12 protein-coding genes are annotated in these 17,254 nt (G+C 55.9%); 10 read left to right on the top strand and 2 right to left on the bottom strand.

Features of this window, described 5'->3' with window-relative positions; genetic code table 11:
* The first annotated feature begins 20 nt into the window (after nucleotides 1-20).
* From folE to PspCFBP13508_RS26325, 3 genes are all read left to right on the top strand, one after another.
* Nucleotides 21-566, top strand: coding sequence for a GTP cyclohydrolase I FolE (gene folE, locus PspCFBP13508_RS26335; protein WP_011062625.1), 546 nt, complete (start codon nucleotides 21-23; stop codon nucleotides 564-566).
* 103 nt (nucleotides 567-669) lie between these two features.
* A complete protein-coding gene (locus tag PspCFBP13508_RS26330; protein ID WP_130910492.1) occupies nucleotides 670-1,041 on the top strand; it encodes a glutathione S-transferase N-terminal domain-containing protein in 372 nt (123 codons plus the stop codon).
* Between the two features lie 417 nt (nucleotides 1,042-1,458).
* Nucleotides 1,459-5,004, top strand: coding sequence for a calcium-binding protein (locus PspCFBP13508_RS26325; protein ID WP_241669551.1), 3,546 nt, complete (start codon nucleotides 1,459-1,461; stop codon nucleotides 5,002-5,004).
* A 58-nt stretch (nucleotides 5,005-5,062) separates the two neighbouring features.
* On the opposite strand, the gene PspCFBP13508_RS26320 is transcribed toward PspCFBP13508_RS26325, so the two are convergent.
* The gene (locus PspCFBP13508_RS26320) at nucleotides 5,063-6,229 is read right to left on the bottom strand and encodes a PLP-dependent aminotransferase family protein (RefSeq protein ID WP_137216202.1); all 1,167 of its coding nucleotides are present in this window, start codon (nucleotides 6,227-6,229) and stop codon (nucleotides 5,063-5,065) included.
* A gap of 81 nt (nucleotides 6,230-6,310) precedes the next feature.
* Between PspCFBP13508_RS26320 and PspCFBP13508_RS26315 the strand changes: the two genes are divergently transcribed.
* The 5 genes from PspCFBP13508_RS26315 (at nucleotide 6,311) to PspCFBP13508_RS26295 (ending at nucleotide 14,836) form a co-directional block, all read left to right on the top strand.
* Nucleotides 6,311-6,757: a MarR family transcriptional regulator gene (locus PspCFBP13508_RS26315; protein WP_130910490.1), complete on the top strand. Its 447-nt coding sequence runs from the start codon at nucleotides 6,311-6,313 to the stop codon at nucleotides 6,755-6,757.
* Between the two features lie 298 nt (nucleotides 6,758-7,055).
* Nucleotides 7,056-8,405, top strand: a complete 1,350-nt coding sequence (locus PspCFBP13508_RS26310) for an NCS2 family permease (protein ID WP_024012217.1) — start codon at nucleotides 7,056-7,058, stop codon at nucleotides 8,403-8,405.
* 85 nt (nucleotides 8,406-8,490) lie between these two features.
* Nucleotides 8,491-9,120, top strand: a complete 630-nt coding sequence (locus PspCFBP13508_RS26305) for a LysE family translocator (protein WP_137216201.1) — start codon at nucleotides 8,491-8,493, stop codon at nucleotides 9,118-9,120.
* A gap of 200 nt (nucleotides 9,121-9,320) precedes the next feature.
* A complete protein-coding gene (locus tag PspCFBP13508_RS26300) occupies nucleotides 9,321-12,839 on the top strand; it encodes a calcium-binding protein (RefSeq protein WP_137216200.1) in 3,519 nt (1,172 codons plus the stop codon).
* A 134-nt stretch (nucleotides 12,840-12,973) separates the two neighbouring features.
* Entirely contained in the window at nucleotides 12,974-14,836 is a 1,863-nt protein-coding gene (locus PspCFBP13508_RS26295) for a hypothetical protein (protein ID WP_137216199.1), read from the top strand.
* A 152-nt stretch (nucleotides 14,837-14,988) separates the two neighbouring features.
* Here the strand turns inward: PspCFBP13508_RS26295 and uraH are convergent, their stop codons facing one another.
* Entirely contained in the window at nucleotides 14,989-15,342 is a 354-nt protein-coding gene (gene uraH, locus PspCFBP13508_RS26290) for a hydroxyisourate hydrolase (RefSeq protein ID WP_137216198.1), read from the bottom strand.
* Nucleotides 15,343-15,762: 420 nt separating this feature from the next.
* Here uraH and puuE point away from each other — a divergent pair, with 420 nt between their 5' ends.
* Both puuE and uraD read left to right on the top strand, forming a co-directional pair.
* A complete protein-coding gene (gene puuE, locus PspCFBP13508_RS26280) occupies nucleotides 15,763-16,689 on the top strand; it encodes an allantoinase PuuE (protein ID WP_024012213.1) in 927 nt (308 codons plus the stop codon).
* Entirely contained in the window at nucleotides 16,686-17,201 is a 516-nt protein-coding gene (uraD, locus tag PspCFBP13508_RS26275; RefSeq protein WP_016773760.1) for a 2-oxo-4-hydroxy-4-carboxy-5-ureidoimidazoline decarboxylase, read from the top strand. The genes puuE and uraD overlap by 4 nt, the downstream gene beginning before the upstream one ends.
* Nucleotides 17,202-17,254 lie beyond the last annotated feature (53 nt).

Below are 17,254 nucleotides of genomic sequence, written 5' to 3'. Positions count from 1 at the left end.
AAATCCCCACAGGTAGTTTCATGTCCCTGGAACAGAATTACACCGCGATTCTCGGCCAATTGGGCGAGGACGTGTCCCGCGAGGGCCTGCTCGACACGCCAAAGCGTGCCGCCAAAGCCATGCAGTACCTCTGCCGCGGTTATGCACAGACGCTCGAAGAGGTCACCAATGGTGCCCTGTTCAGCTCCGACAACAGCGAAATGGTGCTGGTCAAGGACATCGAGCTGTATTCGTTGTGCGAACACCACCTGCTGCCGTTCATCGGCAAGGCGCACGTCGCCTATATCCCGAGCGGCAAAGTGCTGGGCCTGTCGAAGGTCGCGCGGATCGTCGATATGTACGCGCGCCGCCTGCAGATCCAGGAAAACCTCAGCCGCCAGATCGCCGATGCGGTGCAGCAAGTCACCGGCGCGCTGGGCGTGGCCGTGGTGATCGAAGCCAAGCACATGTGCATGATGATGCGCGGTGTCGAAAAACAGAATTCGTCGATGATCACTTCGGTGATGCTCGGGGAATTCCGCGAAAACGCAGCAACCCGTAGCGAATTTCTCAGCCTCATCAAGTAATTCGCAACAGAAAAGAGCCGGCGTTGATCGCCGGTTTTTTTTCGCCCGTGAAAAATCGGGTAAGCTGCGCGCCTTTCTTTATTAGCACCGTGAGGCTTTCAACGTGTTCGTCAAAGCGCTTCGTGTCGGCCTCGGCCAACTGGTTATCTTCATCGACTTCATCACCCGCCCGGGCAAGAAAAAACGCCCCGCCGCCGCTCAGGCTCAGGTAGACGCTGCCGCGAAAGATCTGACGCTGTATCAGTTTCACGCGTGCCCGTTCTGCGTGAAAACCCGCCGTGCACTGCATCGCTTGAATGTGCCAGTGGCTCTGAAAGACGCGAAGAACAACGAGCAGGATCGCCAGACTTTACTGAACCAGGGCGGCAGGATCAAAGTGCCTTGCCTGCGCATTGAAGAAAATGGGCAGACTGTCTGGATGTATGAATCGAAAGCGATTATCGATTATCTGGATAGGCGATTTGCTGCGGTGTGATGTTGGTGCAGCGATAAAAAATATCAACTCGCTTCAAATCCGAATTTAAAATAAACCGGCCTTCGAGCCGGTTTTTTTTTGCACAAGGTTACCGACATGACGCAATACCGACTTACGGTACCCCAAACCTTTTATGAGATTTAACTTGCTGTTATAAAAATTCGACACTGTGCCCAACCCAACCGGTGCACAATCAACGGCAATGGATTCGCCAGAGCGAAGTGATGTCAACTCCAGATTTCAGCATGTATGACCACTGCTGCAAGTAATGAGCATGTCGTACTGAAAACCGCGAGCTTGAACATAGCCTTAATATCAAGCCTCAATACAACAAGTTCTTGCCCGCATTAAAGAAAGTGCTATTTCTTTCAGAACACCGCTGCGCAAGTATCAATGAAACCGAACAAGGAAGTTCTAATGTCCACACCCTTTGTAGCCAACAACACCTATGCCGACGACGACACCATGGTGGTATCGTACATCGGCACGCAACCTGTTGAACGTACGGCTACAACAATAGATTTTGAAGCGATAGAGGATGACAAGTCAGGAAAAACGTCTACCTCTTCCGGCCAGCGAAAGCCGGGCCAACTCAAGATGCTCGACGATCTGTACGGCCCGCTCAAGATAGGTTCGTACACCGTAACACGCCGAGCTCTGGACGCCCTGGGAGCGACGATTGATGGCCAGCCGCTTACCGGCCATAACACTCAGTTCCGCATACCCAGGCGATCTTTCACCAACTCTCTGCAGCTCAGTTATGCCGAAATCGAAAAGCGCATGAAGGTCTCGACTTTCGGTGACGATTATCTGCTTCCTTCATTTCTGTTCGAACTCGCCAATCTGCGACCGGCAACTGCCCCGCCAGTCCTCAGAGAGGAGATCGGGACAAGCGTCGAGGACAGCGGATACGCGAAAAAAATGACTCGCCTGTTGAGATCGGCCCAGACCCTGGATATACGCTTGACCTATTCAACCAAGCGCAAGAATCCGAGCTGGCTCATCGTCAAGAACAACTCCATGGTCGGCGCCAGTGTCGGCATTCAGGCGTTCGGCATCTTCATGGGAATCCGTGGGATTCACGACGCCGTGAAGAAGGATGACAAGACTGAAATCCTCTTCAACAGCCTTGCGCTCGGCTCGGAGGGAGTGTCGATCGTCACAGACGTAGCCATCACCAAATGCGGTCAGAACATGATCGAAAAAGCCGGTGGCGCAATGAAGGATTTCACCAAAACCCGCACCGGGCTGCGCCTCAGTCGTTCGGGCGGGCTTATCGGCGGTGCAATCACGTTGCCGTTCGACATCATCGGCGCCGTCAAAGAATTCAATGCCGCCAGCAATACAACCGGCAAAGAAGCCATGGATCATTACGTCAGTTTCGGTTTGAACATCGCCAGTGCCGCCATGACCGTCATTCTCGGCAGCGCTGCAATGGCGGGTTTCTCCTTCGCCGGTCCGGTCGGCCTCGCGGCGGGTGCGATGATGGCGTTAGGATCTCAAGTCTACGGTGCCGTGCGCATGGTCGATGAAATCGATGACTATATCGAACTCACCGTTGAAGAGCGGTGGCGCACCGGATGGTTTTCCTTCGTACCGTTCATGGACATAGACCAGGACATCAAGAACCGCTACGAACTGGCCAAAGCCAAGATCGAAACCGCCAGGCAACTGCAAATAAACGCGAAAAAGCTGCTCGAAGATACGCGCAAAGGCACCCCCGAAGCCATCGTGCACGGAAGCTATGAACATCGCATGAAGAAAACACGCCAGCATGTGAAGCATTGGTGGGGGCTTCAAAGCATGCCGATTGTCCATGTTCCCGAAGTGGTCGGCCTTGACGACACGATTGATGCTCGGGACGGGGTAACGGCTCAGACACCCGGCGCCATATTGGGGACGGCGGGCGAAAACAAAGGCATTCGATGGATGTTGGGCAGTGGTAAAGACACGATCACTGGCGTCAAGGCAAAGCCCAATGATTTTTATTACACCGAAGGAATAAAGAACATTACCGGAGGTGATAAAGACGACAAGTTCATTGTCCAGAATGCAGCGGACGACTTGGTAAGACACATTGCAAGCAGTGAGTTTTCCCGACTGAAAGGTGGCACCGGCAACGACACCTTGATAATGGAAGGCACACAGTGGCATCCGATCACTGGCCGCGGCTACGACATCGATCTTGCGGCAGGAACCTTGCAAATCTACACGCCGAATCGGGACCCGTCTGTGGTGGATGGCGAGACGTACTCTTTCAAGGCACTGCTCGAAAGCATTGAAAACCTGCAGACGTTGCAAGGGGGAAGAACTGTCGTCACAGGCACCGGGGCCTCCAATGTGATCAAGTCAAGGGGGGCGGACATTATCGATGCCGGTGCCGGTAACGACTTGATTTATCTGTACAACGCAAACGCCAAGGCATCGGGGGAATCTGGAGTGGATTACTACCATGTGGAATTGGCGGAGGGCTCGGTCATCATCTCGGAAGATGGTGCAGATGAAAGTGAAATTTCGCTGGGCTGGCGAATGGACCAGATCGAAAAATGGGAAGTGAACGAGTGTCGGCTGGTGGTCACATTGAACTTTGACTTTCCATACGGCCGTACAAGCACCATAGCCCTTGAGAACATATATAAAGTCGAGGATGGCCGTCGAGTTTTGCACAACGACAAATTTACCATCATTACCGGGGATCATTATCAACTGAGACCGGACTTGCCTGAAACTATCGAACATGACAATCCGCTCAGGGTAAACACATACAAGATCAAGGACGGATACCCTGGACCAATGACTATTGTCCACTCGAGTGACTGCGAGGTACCCACCCACAAGAACACCCATTACTATGTTCAGCGTTACAACCAGAGCACTCGATTCATAACAGGCAGACTCCCCCACCCCAATTACGGCACCCGCATCTTTCTTGATTACGACTATGCCGAGATGACCAGTGCACATGTTGCCTTTGCCACGACTCCGTCGATCTTGATGAATGAAGCGGCAGACAAGAACAAGGTCAATGTCTCTTGCGATTTTCTGTTCTACTTCGGCGAGAGCCTGTTGCAGATTGCAGGCGTCAGCCAGCACGCAGAAACAACGCTGGATGCTGCCCTGAAGAGCGCTGCCGCCAACGTCTCCACCCATGGCTATATTCTGATATTTCGTGATGGCATATCCCATAGACTCACTCTTGAAGAGAAGTACGCCGTGCCTCCGACACACTACGAGCACAGCGTGACCGCCAATACGCTGACCAGTCACACTCTGGACTTTCCGCTCAAGACAAACCCCGATGCAGTTTTTGAAATCCCCTTCACACTCCCCAAGGAACTGGACCTTCGCGAAAGTTGTGTCAATGTGCAGCCTGTAGCCGAACAAATTGCCATCGACTCCCTTGAAGGTAAAGGTGGTATCTATTTAGTGCATTTGCTTGAGAACAGAGTGTTGCGTATCTCCACTCCAGACGGTTTGGCAACTGCGAAAGTTCGATTGAACAATTCGTCCACGTGGCAGATCGATGCCACCCAGATCAAAAACTTCGCAATCGAGCTGGCCGGAAACAAGCTGTACATCGGAACGGTCACAATTCATTTGCCCGAGTACGGCCCTGACGATCTCATCGATCAGATTTTCGTCATAGGGCCAAAAGGTGTGGTACATACCGTGGATCTGGCGTTCGATCGGGTTTATGTCGACAGCCTCGACGCCTCATTCTTTGAGCCGCCTACTACCGCAGAGCTGCCCGAAGAGTTTTCTGCGATTGGTCAACGCGATCTGTACGTACGCAATATTGCAATGGCCGACGGCACTAGAGGCAGGTTGAAATACAACCTCACGAACCGCAAGTGGATTCTGGACAATAACAAATCTCGAGAAATATCTTATTCGCAACTGGTACTGAACCTCTGCGATCACAGGAAACCACCGGCGCCACCATTAGACTTCCCCGATAATTGACCGCTGGCCAATCGGCATCAGTGCTGAACAAACCGGCCCTCGGGCCGGTTTGTTGTTTTCAGGCCACGTTCTCCAGATTCGCCTGCCGCACCACGGCGGCCAAGCGCTTCAACCCTTCGTCCAGCCGCACCGGATCAATGTGGCTGAAATTCAAACGCAAATGCCCGTGATGGTTGTCCGGCTCTGGAAAGAACGGCTCGCCCGGCATGAACGCTACGTCATTGGCCAACGCCTCGTTGAGCAATGTTCGCGTATCCAGCGGCTGCTTCAGCGTCAGCCAGAAAAACAGTCCACCCTGCGGCATGTTCCAGTCCGCCAGATCAGCAAAATGTCTTTCCAGCGCTGACTGAAAAGCATCGCGACGCTGCCGATAGAAATCCCGCAGTTGGCCCAAGTGCTGTTGATATTGCTCTGTGCCGATCCATTGCAGCGCCTGCCACTGACTGATGCGATTGGTGTGCAGATCCGCCGATTGCTTGAGTTTGAGCAGATGCGCAAACAGATCCGCACTGGCAATCAGATAACCGACACGCAAGCCAGGGAGCAAGGTTTTCGACACGGTGCCGGTGTAGATCCAGCTGGCTTTCTTCAATCGCGCGGCAATCGGGTTGGCACTGCCGCCATCGAAGGTCAGTTCGCGGTACGGCTCGTCTTCGATAAGGGTGACGCCGAATTCGTCGAGCAATGCGGCGACCGCTGCGCGCTTGGCCTCGCTATAGCGCACCGCAGAGGGATTCTGGAAAGTCGGTATCAGGTAGATGAAGGCTGGGTGATGGTGTTCCAGCCGACTGCGCAATTGCGCCAGGTTGGGGCCGTCGGCTTCCTGCGGCACAGTCAGGCAATCGGCGCCGAACAGCTGGAAGATTTGCAACGCGGCCAGATAAGTTGGCGCCTCCTGCAGAATCTCCGTGCCCTTGTCGATGTACAGCTTGGCGGCCAGATCCAGGGTTTGCTGGGAGCCGCTGACCACCAGTACCTGACTCGCCTCACAGTTGAGACCGAGCGCCCTCGCCTCTGCCGCCAAGGCCTCGCGCAAAGCCGTCTCGCCTTCGCTCATACCGTACTGGCCAAGGGATAACGGCATCTCGGCCCATTGCACTTTGGGCAGCATTGCTTCAGCAGGCAGACCGCCGGCGAATGACATCACCTCCGGACGCTGAGCGGCGGCGAGGATTTCTCGGATCAAAGAACTTTTCAGGCGCGAGACACGTTCGGAAAAAGCCATGGAAGTCACCGTAGCGAGGGATGCGAAAAGTGAGTCAAACTGATTGACTGAAACTACGACAGCTGAAGCGAGTACGTCAACATGCTTGACCTTAAAAACCCGTCCATTCAGCAACAGGCCATGGAAGCGTTTTTCTTCGGCTATCAGGCGTTCACCGCCAAGGCCGATGAAATGCTCGAGCGCCGCGGCCTCTCACGGGTGCATCAGCGCATCGTGTTTTTCATCGCGCGCTATCCGAACCTGAGCGTGAAAGAGCTGCTGGCCCTGCTCGGCGTGAGCAAACAAGCGTTGAACATGCCCCTGCGCCAGTTGCAGGAAATGCACCTGGTCGACAGCGTCGCTTCGCAGACGGACAAGCGTAAACGTCTGCTGGAGCTGACGGCGGAAGGTTTGAAATTCGAGCAAGCGTTGCGGCGTGAGCAGGTGAAATTGCTTGAGCGGGTGTTTGCCGAGGCTGGGGAAGCGGCGGTGAATGGCTGGCTGGCGGTGAATTTGGCGCTCGGGAACGGTCAGACACATCTCGATTGACTATTCGGGCCTCATCGCTGGCAAGCCAGCTCCCACAATGATCTGTGGATGTCCACAAAACCTGTGGGAGCTGGCTTGCCAGTGATGGGATCCTCAAAGCGATATATCACTATCGACGGAATTTTCGGAAACAAAACAAAAAACAATATTTGCTTTATTTGTACACAAAAGCATAATCCACTGCGTGCGAGTTCCTGACTACACGGTCAACAAATTCGCGTATGCCTCAAAGGGCCGCTGCCACCCCTCATGGGTCCGGCCCTGGAAATAACAATAAAACTCTTGAGGAGTACTCGCTGTGGAAAGCCGCAAATCCGAAGCACCGCCGCTCGAGCTCACGCCGCCATTACGCAATGGCCTGCTGGAGCGTCTGTTCAAACTCAGCTTGCATGGCACCACGGTGAAGACCGAGCTGATTGCCGGTCTGACAACCTTCATCACCATGGCTTACATCATTTTCGTCAACCCGAACATCATGGCCGACGCTGGTATCGATCACGGTGCGGCGTTCGTCGCCACCTGCATCGCTGCCGCATTGGGCTGCCTGTTGATGGGGCTCTACGCCAACTGGCCGGTCGGCCTCGCACCCGGCATGGGCCTCAATGCGTTCTTCACCTACACCGTGGTCGGCACCATGGGCTACAACTGGGAAACCGCGCTCGGCGCAGTGTTCGTTTCGGGCGTGCTGTTCATGTTCCTGACCTTTTCACGGATTCGCGAGTGGCTGCTCAACAGCATTCCGGTCAGCCTGCGTTTTGCGATGGGCGCCGGTGTCGGTCTGTTCCTGGGCCTGATCGGGCTGAAGACTGCCGGTATCGTCGTCGACAGCCCGGCGACGCTGATCAAACTCGGCTCGCTGCGTGAACCTGGCCCGCTGCTCGCCGCGATCTGCTTTTTGATGATCGCGATCCTCAGTTACCACCGCGTCTTCGGTGCAATCCTGATCAGCATCATCACCGTCACTCTCGCCGGTTGGGGTCTGGGCCTGGTGCACTATGAGGGCATCATGTCTGCCCCACCGAGCCTGGCGCCGACCTGGATGGCGATGAACGTCGCTGGCGTGTTCAACGTCAGCATGATCAGCGTCGTGCTGGCCTTCCTTTTCGTGCATATGTTCGACACGGCGGGTACGTTGATGGGCGTGGCCCAGCGCGCCAATCTCGTCGCCGCGGACGGTCGCATCGAGAACCTTTCCCGAGCCATGAAGGCCGACAGCGCATCCAGCGTATTCGGCGCCGTGGTCGGCGTGCCTCCGGTGACGAGTTACGTGGAAAGCGCCGCTGGCGTGGCCGCTGGTGGTCGGACTGGTCTTACCGCCGTTACCGTGGGTGTGCTATTTATAGCGGCAATGTTTTTCGCCCCGCTGGCTGGCATGATTCCCGCTTACGCCACCGCAGGTGCACTGATTTATGTGGCAATGCTGATGATGGGTGGCATGGCCCACATCGAATGGGACGAAGCGACCGACGCCATTCCGGCAATCGTCACGGCGATCATGATGCCGCTGACCTTTTCGGTTGCCGACGGCATCGCGCTGGGCTTCATCACCTACGTGGCGTTGAAGGCCGGCACCGGCAAGTACAAGGAAATCTCCGTCAGCCTGTGGGTGCTCTGCGCGATTTTCATCGCCAAGTTCATCTTCCTGTAAGCGCTGCGCGGTTCAGGTTTCAAACCAGCCTCACCCTTACGGGTGGGGCTTTTGTGCATCTCGATAACAACAAAGGAGCAAAGCGATGAGTCTGGAAACCTGGCTGCTGTTCAGTGGCGCCGCACTGGTGGTGATCCTGATCCCGGGGCCACTGTCGTTGCTGATGATCAGCAACAGTCTTAATTACGGTTTGCGCCGCTCGTACCCCGCTTTCCTGGGCGGTGTGATCGCCTCGATCTGCCTGCTCAGCGCTTCGGCACTGGGGCTTGGCGCGTTACTGTTGGCCTCTGAACAGTTGTTCAGCGCACTGAAAATCGTCGGCGCGCTGTACCTGTTCTATCTAGCCTGGCAGAGCTGGCAGCAATCGCGCCAGCCGTCGGTGGGCGCCGAAGTGCCGCAAGCTGCCCCGGTACCGCGCTTCCGTACGCTGTTCGGTCGCGCCTTCGTATTGGGCGCAAGCAATCCGAAGGACATCCTGTTCTTCGCCGCGTTTCTGCCGCAGTTCCTCAGCGCCAACCAGCCGTTTTTGCCGCAACTGCTGATCATGATCGTGACCTGGGTGGCGCTCGATCTGTGCTGCAAACTGGCTTACGGTCTGGGCGCGCACGGTGCCGCCCGCTATCTGCGTAGCGGCAAGGGCCAGAGCTGGTTCAACCGCATCAGTGCAGGTCTGTTCGGCGGGGCCGGCGCGGCTTCTCTACTGAGCAGTCACTGATCGGTACTGCGATCTCCATATCAAGCCATCCCGATCGAATGGATTCGAAAAAGGCTGGCTTTTATGCTCCAGCAACTTTCAGACAAGTTGATCAACGACACGCAATACACCGCAACAACCCTGCGATATACAGCCCATCAAACTTCGCCGTAAGATCCGCATCTGCTTAAATGATTTCACGCCAGAACAAGGATGTTCAAATGGCCAGTCTTATTAAAAAATCAATCATCCTCACTTCCGTACCAGAGCCGAACAATAATCCCCGCGGCGACCGAGCCGTGATCACTGACATGGTTTTCGCAACCAATGCCCACACGGATTCGACCATCGACATTTCGGCCACTGCAGCAACTCAACTGAAACTTGTAGACGATCTGTTCGGGCCTTTGCAACTGGGTGAAGTTTCAATAACACGAGTGTCGCTGAACGCGCTCGGGGCGACCTTCGATGGCCAACCGCTAAACGGTAAAAATACGTTCTTTCGGCGTCCGCGCCACTCGTTCATCAATACTTTGCAGTTCAGCGCTCCGAATATAGAGCGCTATATAACTTCCTATACGGGGCGGGACAGTTATTTACTGTCCACGCTGCTGTTCGAAATGGCCAGCCGGCGACCGTTGACCGCCCCGCCTCTCATTCGCGATCCCGCGCCGAGCGACACGGATCAATTTCCATACCGAACAAAACTGGCAAAGCTTTTGAACTCGGCGCAAAAACTCGACCTGCGTCACGCACGATTGCCAAAACACCACCCGCGCTGGGTAGCAGCGATCAAGAGTTACACCACACTCGGCTCAAGTGTGGGTATTCAGGGATTTGGCATCTTCATGGGCCTGCGCGGGATCGTTGATGCCATCAAGGCCGACAATAAAACCGAGGTGGCGATAAACAGTGTCGGTATTGCTTCGGAGGGCGCCTCCATTGCAAGTGATGTGGCGGTTAACCGTATCGCTACTCAAATGCTCAATGCAGGCCAGAACGCCTACCGCGACTTTGCCAAAACCCGATTTGCCGTCAGGCTCGGGCGCTCCGGAGGCCTGATTGGCGGCGCGTTTACCTTGCCCTTCGACATCTTCACCGCAGTCAGATCGTTGAACGCCGCCGAAAACGCAACCGGCAAGGAGGCCATGGATCACTATGTGAGCGCCGGTCTCAGCGTTGCGAGTGCAGCCATGACGATCATTCTGGGCGCGGCGGCGATGGCCGGATTCGCCTTCGCGGGCCCTGCCGGACTCGCAGCCGGCGCCATTCTGGCGATCGGTTCACAAATCTACGGGGCCGTGAGAATCGTTGACGAGATTGATGACTACATCGAGCTGAGTGTCGATGAGCGCTGGCGCTCGGGCTGGTTTTCGTTCTGCATGATGGATCTCGACGAGGATATTCAGGATCGCTACTCTCGGGCGACAGCCATGATCCAGCACACTCGGCAGGCAAAGGAAACCGCCAGGAAATTGCTCGATGGCGCGCTCAAGGACAGTATCGAAGCCATTGTCAACGGCACGGTTGACGTTCAGCTCAAGCCAACACGGGTGTGGAAGCGTAACTGGTGGACCAAACAGGATGCCTGGGAATGGATCAATGTCCCGGTGATCAAGGGCGGCGATGACTCGATTGACGCCCGCGCCGGCGTCAATTCTGACACTCCCGGCGCCGAGCTCGGTATTACGGCGCAGAACAAGGGTGTTCTGTGGCTTATAGGCGACGGGCGCGACTCGATTCGTGGGGTCGAAAACAAACCCAACAGTTTCCATTACAGGTCCGGAAGAAAGGAACTGACGGGAGGCACCAGCGATGACCGCTTCGTCTTCGAGGGAGCTGCGGATCTGCTCCGCCAGCCAGCAGACGTAGCCGAGCATTCCACGCTCAGGGGTGGAGCAGGTAACGACACGCTGGCGCTCGGCGGCATCCTGCATAATCCGCGCAGACCCGACATCGGCTTCGACGTCGACTTGCCCGCAGGTACGCTGCATACAATGCAGCCGGATATCAGCGCTGAAGACGGCGTCAGATACTCTTTTCACAGTTTGATCGAAAGTATCGAGAACGTTGAGACCGTGGACTCTGCCGCCAGCATTGTCACAGGCACCGACGACCGTAACGTCATCAAGTCACGCGGTTACGACACAATCAAGGCCGGTGCAGGCGACGACCAGATTTACCTGCTGCACCGCGGTGCAACTGCTTCGGGAGAAGCGGGTATCGACGAGTATTTCATTGAGCATCAAAGCGGTCGTTTCTCTATTGATGAAGATGGCAATGATCAGTCTTTCATTATGTTGAACTGGAACAAGGATTTGATCGAAAGCTGGAGTATCGACAAGGGCTCGCTGGTCATTACCTCAAAATTCGACTTCTTCGATACCCCGCAAAACATCGTCACCATTGACGGCGTATACAAACAAGAGCTCGCCGAATATCAGCTGAAGAACAAATTGCTGACGTTCATCACCCGTGATGCTTTCTATCTCCAGCCAATACTTCCCGAACAAATTGAAAGCGATGACCTCGTCGATATCGAGATAACGGTCATCAAACATGGGAACCCGCCAAAAGCAACCATTCTTTTTGACTCGCATTATCTGATCAATGATCAGAATGATCACAGTTACTACATTCCTCGCTCCGCGAAGAGCATCGATTTCTATTCGGTGAAACGCGATGACGCAGTGACCAGACTTTATCTTGACTATGCCAGCAATGAACTGACGAAAGTCGAAGAGCATTATTCAGCACGCCAGTCGGATGCCAAAAACGATCTGGTGGCCGGATGCAATCTGGTTTATCACTTCGGTGCAAAAACCTTGGGCCTGGCCAATTTTTCCTTCGCCAGGGGCGGTAGCGACCCCATGAACATGGAAAAAATCCTGCGCACCATGGCTTGCACCCCGAATCAGCGATATCTGCTTGTCTTCAGCGACGGGGTCGCTGCCAATGCGACTCTTTCGTCGCAGAGCCATGTGATACCAGAGGGCCAGACCTACCAACACCATGCTTTCACAAAATGGGTTCAGGAAGCTCCGCTGCCATTGACGATGCGCAAAGGCGACTACTTCTACGACCTGCCGGAAAACGAAGCTCACAACATGAGCGCGCACTCCGAATGTGCGCAGCTGTTCTCCTACTCTGGCCAGACTGCGATGGAATGTTTCGAGGGCCATGGCGCGACCTATCTCATGCATCTGGCGGCCGACATGATAATCAGGCTCTCGACACCCGGCGCTCTGGCCACGGCTGAAATCCGACTGCCTCGTTCATCCACCTGGGAGCTGGACGCGACGAAACTCGGCAAGGTCGATATCACCCTGGAAAATAACCAGTTGCGTATCGGTACCTGCGTTATCCACTTGCCCGTTTATGGAAGTGAAGACCTGATCGACCAGATTCAGGTGATTACCGAGTACGGGGTTGTGCATACCGTCGACCTGTCTTTCGACCGGGTCTACCTGGATGGACTTGACGGCCGTTTTTTTACCGAGCCCGACGCATCCAGAGTATTGCCCGAAGCACTGCTCGCCCTGGCAAACGAGGAGCTGCGCGGCCGACATATCGTCGCGGCCGCCGACGGGCAGGCAGTGAATTACAAATTCCCTGCGTACGGGTGGGTGCTGAGCAAGGACAGGTCGCGCATCGAGTCATCAGAACTGTGGGTTCTGCACCAGTGCGTCCATTTGCGCCCCGATCTCTTCAAACCACAACCGTCGATGACTGCGGCCTGAATCGGCATCAGGCCGACGTCATCGATTACTCCGAGGTTTTCGCAGCCGGGTCTCTCCGCCTGTGAACGCCTGTGCTCACTTGGCATTGGGGCGCCTCCTGGCGCTTCACGCCTTCATTTACACGAGTTTTTCCAATGGCCAAACCGCCCAAGAAATTCGCAACCCCCCCAATAACCGATATATCTGCAACCACAACGACAACGACATCCACAACCACACGAACCGTAGAGACAACCTCCACCCGCGCCATAACGGCAACGGTCGATGCTTTTGTGTCTCGCCCCGGCTCCACGGTTGCGCACGTCACGCAAACCACACAAGGTCCGGAGACTCGCCAGGCGGCTGTGGTTGTGACCCCGATGCCTGACAGAGCTGTCACGTCCCCTGACGCCGCTAACCGGGCGATCGCCTGGCCCCAGAGTCGCCGCGACGAGTTGACTCCTTTTGGGGAAAACACGGGCTTGTTTACCGGGCCTGATCAACGCATTTATGCGCAAATCGCAGACGAGGGCCTTTTTGTTGTCGAGCGGAATCAGCAAGGCCGATATTACGTGCCGTTGACTTTTGCGCCAGGCGTTCCCGGCCCCCTGCTGGCGAAGATCGACGGCCAGGCGAGTTGGCGCATTCAGCGTCCGGGCTGGCAAACATCGCCCGAACAGGGTGAGACATCCGCTGCGGCGCAAACCCCGACGTACATTTCCATCGAAGATGCAAAAAGACTGACTGCGGCTGAGATGGACACCAATGGAGTGCGGTACAACAAGCTCAAGCAGACTTTCGTCACTACGGTTGACGGCACGGTCATGGTTCGCAAAAACCAAAACGGCGAATATCAGCAAGCATTTGCATCAACGAGTGAGGCGCCGGAGATATTTTTTGAACAGATTTACGGAACGGTCTTCTGGCGACGGAAAACCTTGCACACTGCATCGACCGAGACCGCGAATGCCGGCCATCCCGCCAGCGCTGAGCCCACCGAAGCAATAGCCGGCCCAAGCAAGCGGGCAAGAGTTGAAGAGCCAACCCAAGCGTCGTCTGGCACACAGGACGAAGAGGCTAAGCTTGCATGGATTCGCTGGGGTCTGTTGAACACCCCACCAGTGGCATCGGTGCAAATGGGCCATCTGCACTATCCCATTGTGCCAGTAGGCTCCAATAAGGCACCGCAAATCTTTTTCGTTCTTAACCCCGAGTTCATGCCAACCGACTTCAACTCCTTCGAAAACATGCTGCAAACCGCGCCCCACCTGCAACCGGTGGCGGCGTATCGATTTGGCGTCAACCCGGGAGAAGTTCATCCCGGTGACCTTCTTTTCCAACAGCCCTTATGGGCAACCGTCAGGCAAATGTTTCCCGGCTTGTCCGACCTCACCGCGCGAGCGGTGGCAATACGGATGTACGAAACTGCTGACAATTCTTCAACCATCACTGGTACCGGGCTGGTCAACATTCACACCATTCTGAATCAATGGAAGTACCCTGCGTTTGCCAACGCCACAGAGTTCGCCGACCCGGTGAGCATGCTGGCGGTGGCACCTTATACCGAGCGCGCTGGAAAACGACTGATTCGATTGCCCTCGCAGACTGACGCCGAGTTGCTGCGGCTGACGTTCGATCCGCAGGGATCGCCGGTTGAATGGCATCACTACACGACCGACCCGACAGAGCTGAACCTGCAGCGCCTGCTCAGCGCGCTGCTGAGGCGCAGCGGGTATGACATCTATCCAGTGCCGCACGAACGCGGCGCGCCGACGCTGGTATTCAAGGGTGCTCAAAATGACCGGGTGTTCTTGCTGAAGGGCGCCGTCGATCATTCAGACCTTTCCCCTACGCCGGCCGATGAATTGACGCAGCCCGGTCTTCCCGCCAGAGTTGGCCCCGAAGCCTTTGAGGCCCTGACCGAAGCCGCGGCACAAAAAAAACTGACCTGGCTGCTCGGCGGTGTGCTGAAGGTCGACGGCGTTCCCGACTCGGTGTTCATCGTTCGCGAGCGCTAAAGGTCACCCCCGAGCGTCGTGATCGCAGACTCTGCGTTCACAATTGATCGGTAGGTAAAAAAACGCATAAAAAAAGCCCGCAGTGTGAGCGGGCGAAAGACCAAAGAAGCTATATGCGCAGTCGCTTCCCGGTGGGGGCAGCTGCTTGGGGGTCAGCTGCCCCGATAGGTGGAATAGCTGTAAGGCGAAATCAGCAGGGGCACGTGATAGTGCTCCTGCTCGGCGCTGATGCCGAAGCGCAGCACCACCACGTCCAGGAAGGCCGGCTCGGGCAGTTGCACGCCACGGGCGCGGTAGTAATCGCCGGCATGGAACTGCACCTGATAAACCCCGCTGCGGTAATCATCGCCCTGCAGCAACGGCGCATCGACCCGGCCATCGCTGTTGGTTGTCGCACTGGCGACCAATTCCAGCTGCGAGCCTTCAACGCGGTACAGCTCGACCTTGATCGAGCTGCCCGGGCAACCGTGTGCAGCGTCCAAAACGTGTGTTGTCAAACGTCCCATTGATTCTGCGCGCCTGGCCGCAACAAGCGGTCAGACTTCGCGCCTCCCGAAGTCAGTTGAAAAGGAGACCGCACCGTTTCGGAGCACGAAACGCTGCGGCGAGCGACTGATTAAGACACTTTTGAAAAAAATTGTACACAATAAAAACGACATTTTTCGCCTCACCCCCGCCATCCGGGCGTTTATCGCCAATCAACCAGCAAAGCGCCTGATCATTGAACCTTCTATTCATTAGCTGACTGGTCAGGCAGGTTTCTTGCAGGCTTGAACCGTTAGCAGCAAAAGATGACAGCCGGTGAAAAATGCGAAAATTCAGGCTTACAAAATGTAAATAAAGTTGTATACAATCAGCCCATCGCTGTGACGCCAGCCTGCCAGGCCGCCACACCAATCTGTCAACGTACAAGAAGGAAGACTGCAGTGAGCGCTGACTACCCACGCGACCTGATCGGTTACGGCAGTAACCCTCCTCACCCACACTGGCCGGGCAATGCCCGGATCGCCCTGTCCTTCGTGCTCAATTACGAAGAAGGCGGCGAACGCAACATCCTGCACGGCGACAAGGAATCCGAAGCCTTCCTCTCCGAAATGGTCGCTGCTCAGCCGCTGCAAGGCGCGCGCAACATGAGCATGGAATCGCTTTACGAGTATGGCAGCCGTGCCGGCGTCTGGCGGATTCTGAAGCTGTTCAAGGAATTCGACATTCCGCTGACCATCTTCGCAGTCGCCATGGCCGCCCAGCGTCACCCGGATGTGATCCGTGCAATGGTCGAAGCCGGTCACGAAATCTGCAGCCACGGCTACCGCTGGATCGACTACCAGTACATGGACGAAGCTCAGGAACGCGAGCACATGCTCGAAGCGATCCGCATCCTCACCGAACTGACCGGCGAACGTCCGCTGGGCTGGTACACCGGCCGCACCGGGCCGAACACCCGCCGGCTGGTCATGGAAGAAGGCGGTTTCCTCTACGACTGCGACACCTACGACGACGACCTGCCCTACTGGGAGCCGAACAACCCGACCGGCAAGCCGCATCTGGTGATCCCCTACACCCTCGACACCAACGACATGCGCTTCACGCAAGTGCAGGGTTTCAACAAGGGTGACGATTTCTTCGAATACCTCAAGGACGCCTTCGACGTGCTTTACGCCGAAGGTGCCGAAGCGCCGAAAATGCTTTCGATCGGTCTGCACTGTCGCCTGATCGGCCGTCCTGGTCGCCTCGCTTCGCTCAAACGCTTTATCGAATACGCCAAAAGTCATGAACAGGTGTGGTTCAGCCGTCGCGTCGACATCGCGCGTCACTGGCAAGAAACCCACCCGTACCAAGGGACTGCAAAATGAGCCGCTTTCAAACCCTGCAACCGTCGACCCTGAGCCGCGACGCTTTCGTCAAAGCCTTCGCCGACATCTACGAACATTCGCCATGGGTGGCCGAAAAGGCCTACGACCTCGGTGCGGACGCTTCGATCGACGAGATCGAAACCCTGCATCAGCGCATGAGCGATATCCTGTTGAGCGCCGATCATGCCAGCCAGCTGGCCCTGATCAACGCTCACCCGGACCTGGCCGGCAAAGCTGCCGTCCAGGGCCAACTGACCGAAGCCAGCACCAATGAACAGGCTGGCGCCGGTATTCACCAATGCACGGCCGAAGAGTTCCAGCGCTTCACCGAGCTGAACGACGCCTACAAAGCCAAGTTCAAGTTTCCCTTCATCATGGCGGTAAAAGGCAGCAACCGGCATCAGATCCTCGCGGCGTTCGAAACGCGCATCAACAATTCGGTGGAAGCCGAGTTCAAATGCGCGCTGGCGGAGATCAACAAGATTGCCCTGTTCCGTTTACTGACTCTTTAGCAAGCCTGGCCCGAGCGTGAATGAACGCGCAAACGCCCAGGGCCCTGCGAGCA

It is taken from the genome of Pseudomonas sp. CFBP13508 (assembly GCF_005233515.1).
Classification (GTDB): Bacteria; Pseudomonadota; Gammaproteobacteria; order Pseudomonadales; family Pseudomonadaceae; genus Aquipseudomonas; species Aquipseudomonas mercuritolerans.
This window is presented reverse-complemented; position numbering and strand designations above follow the sequence as displayed.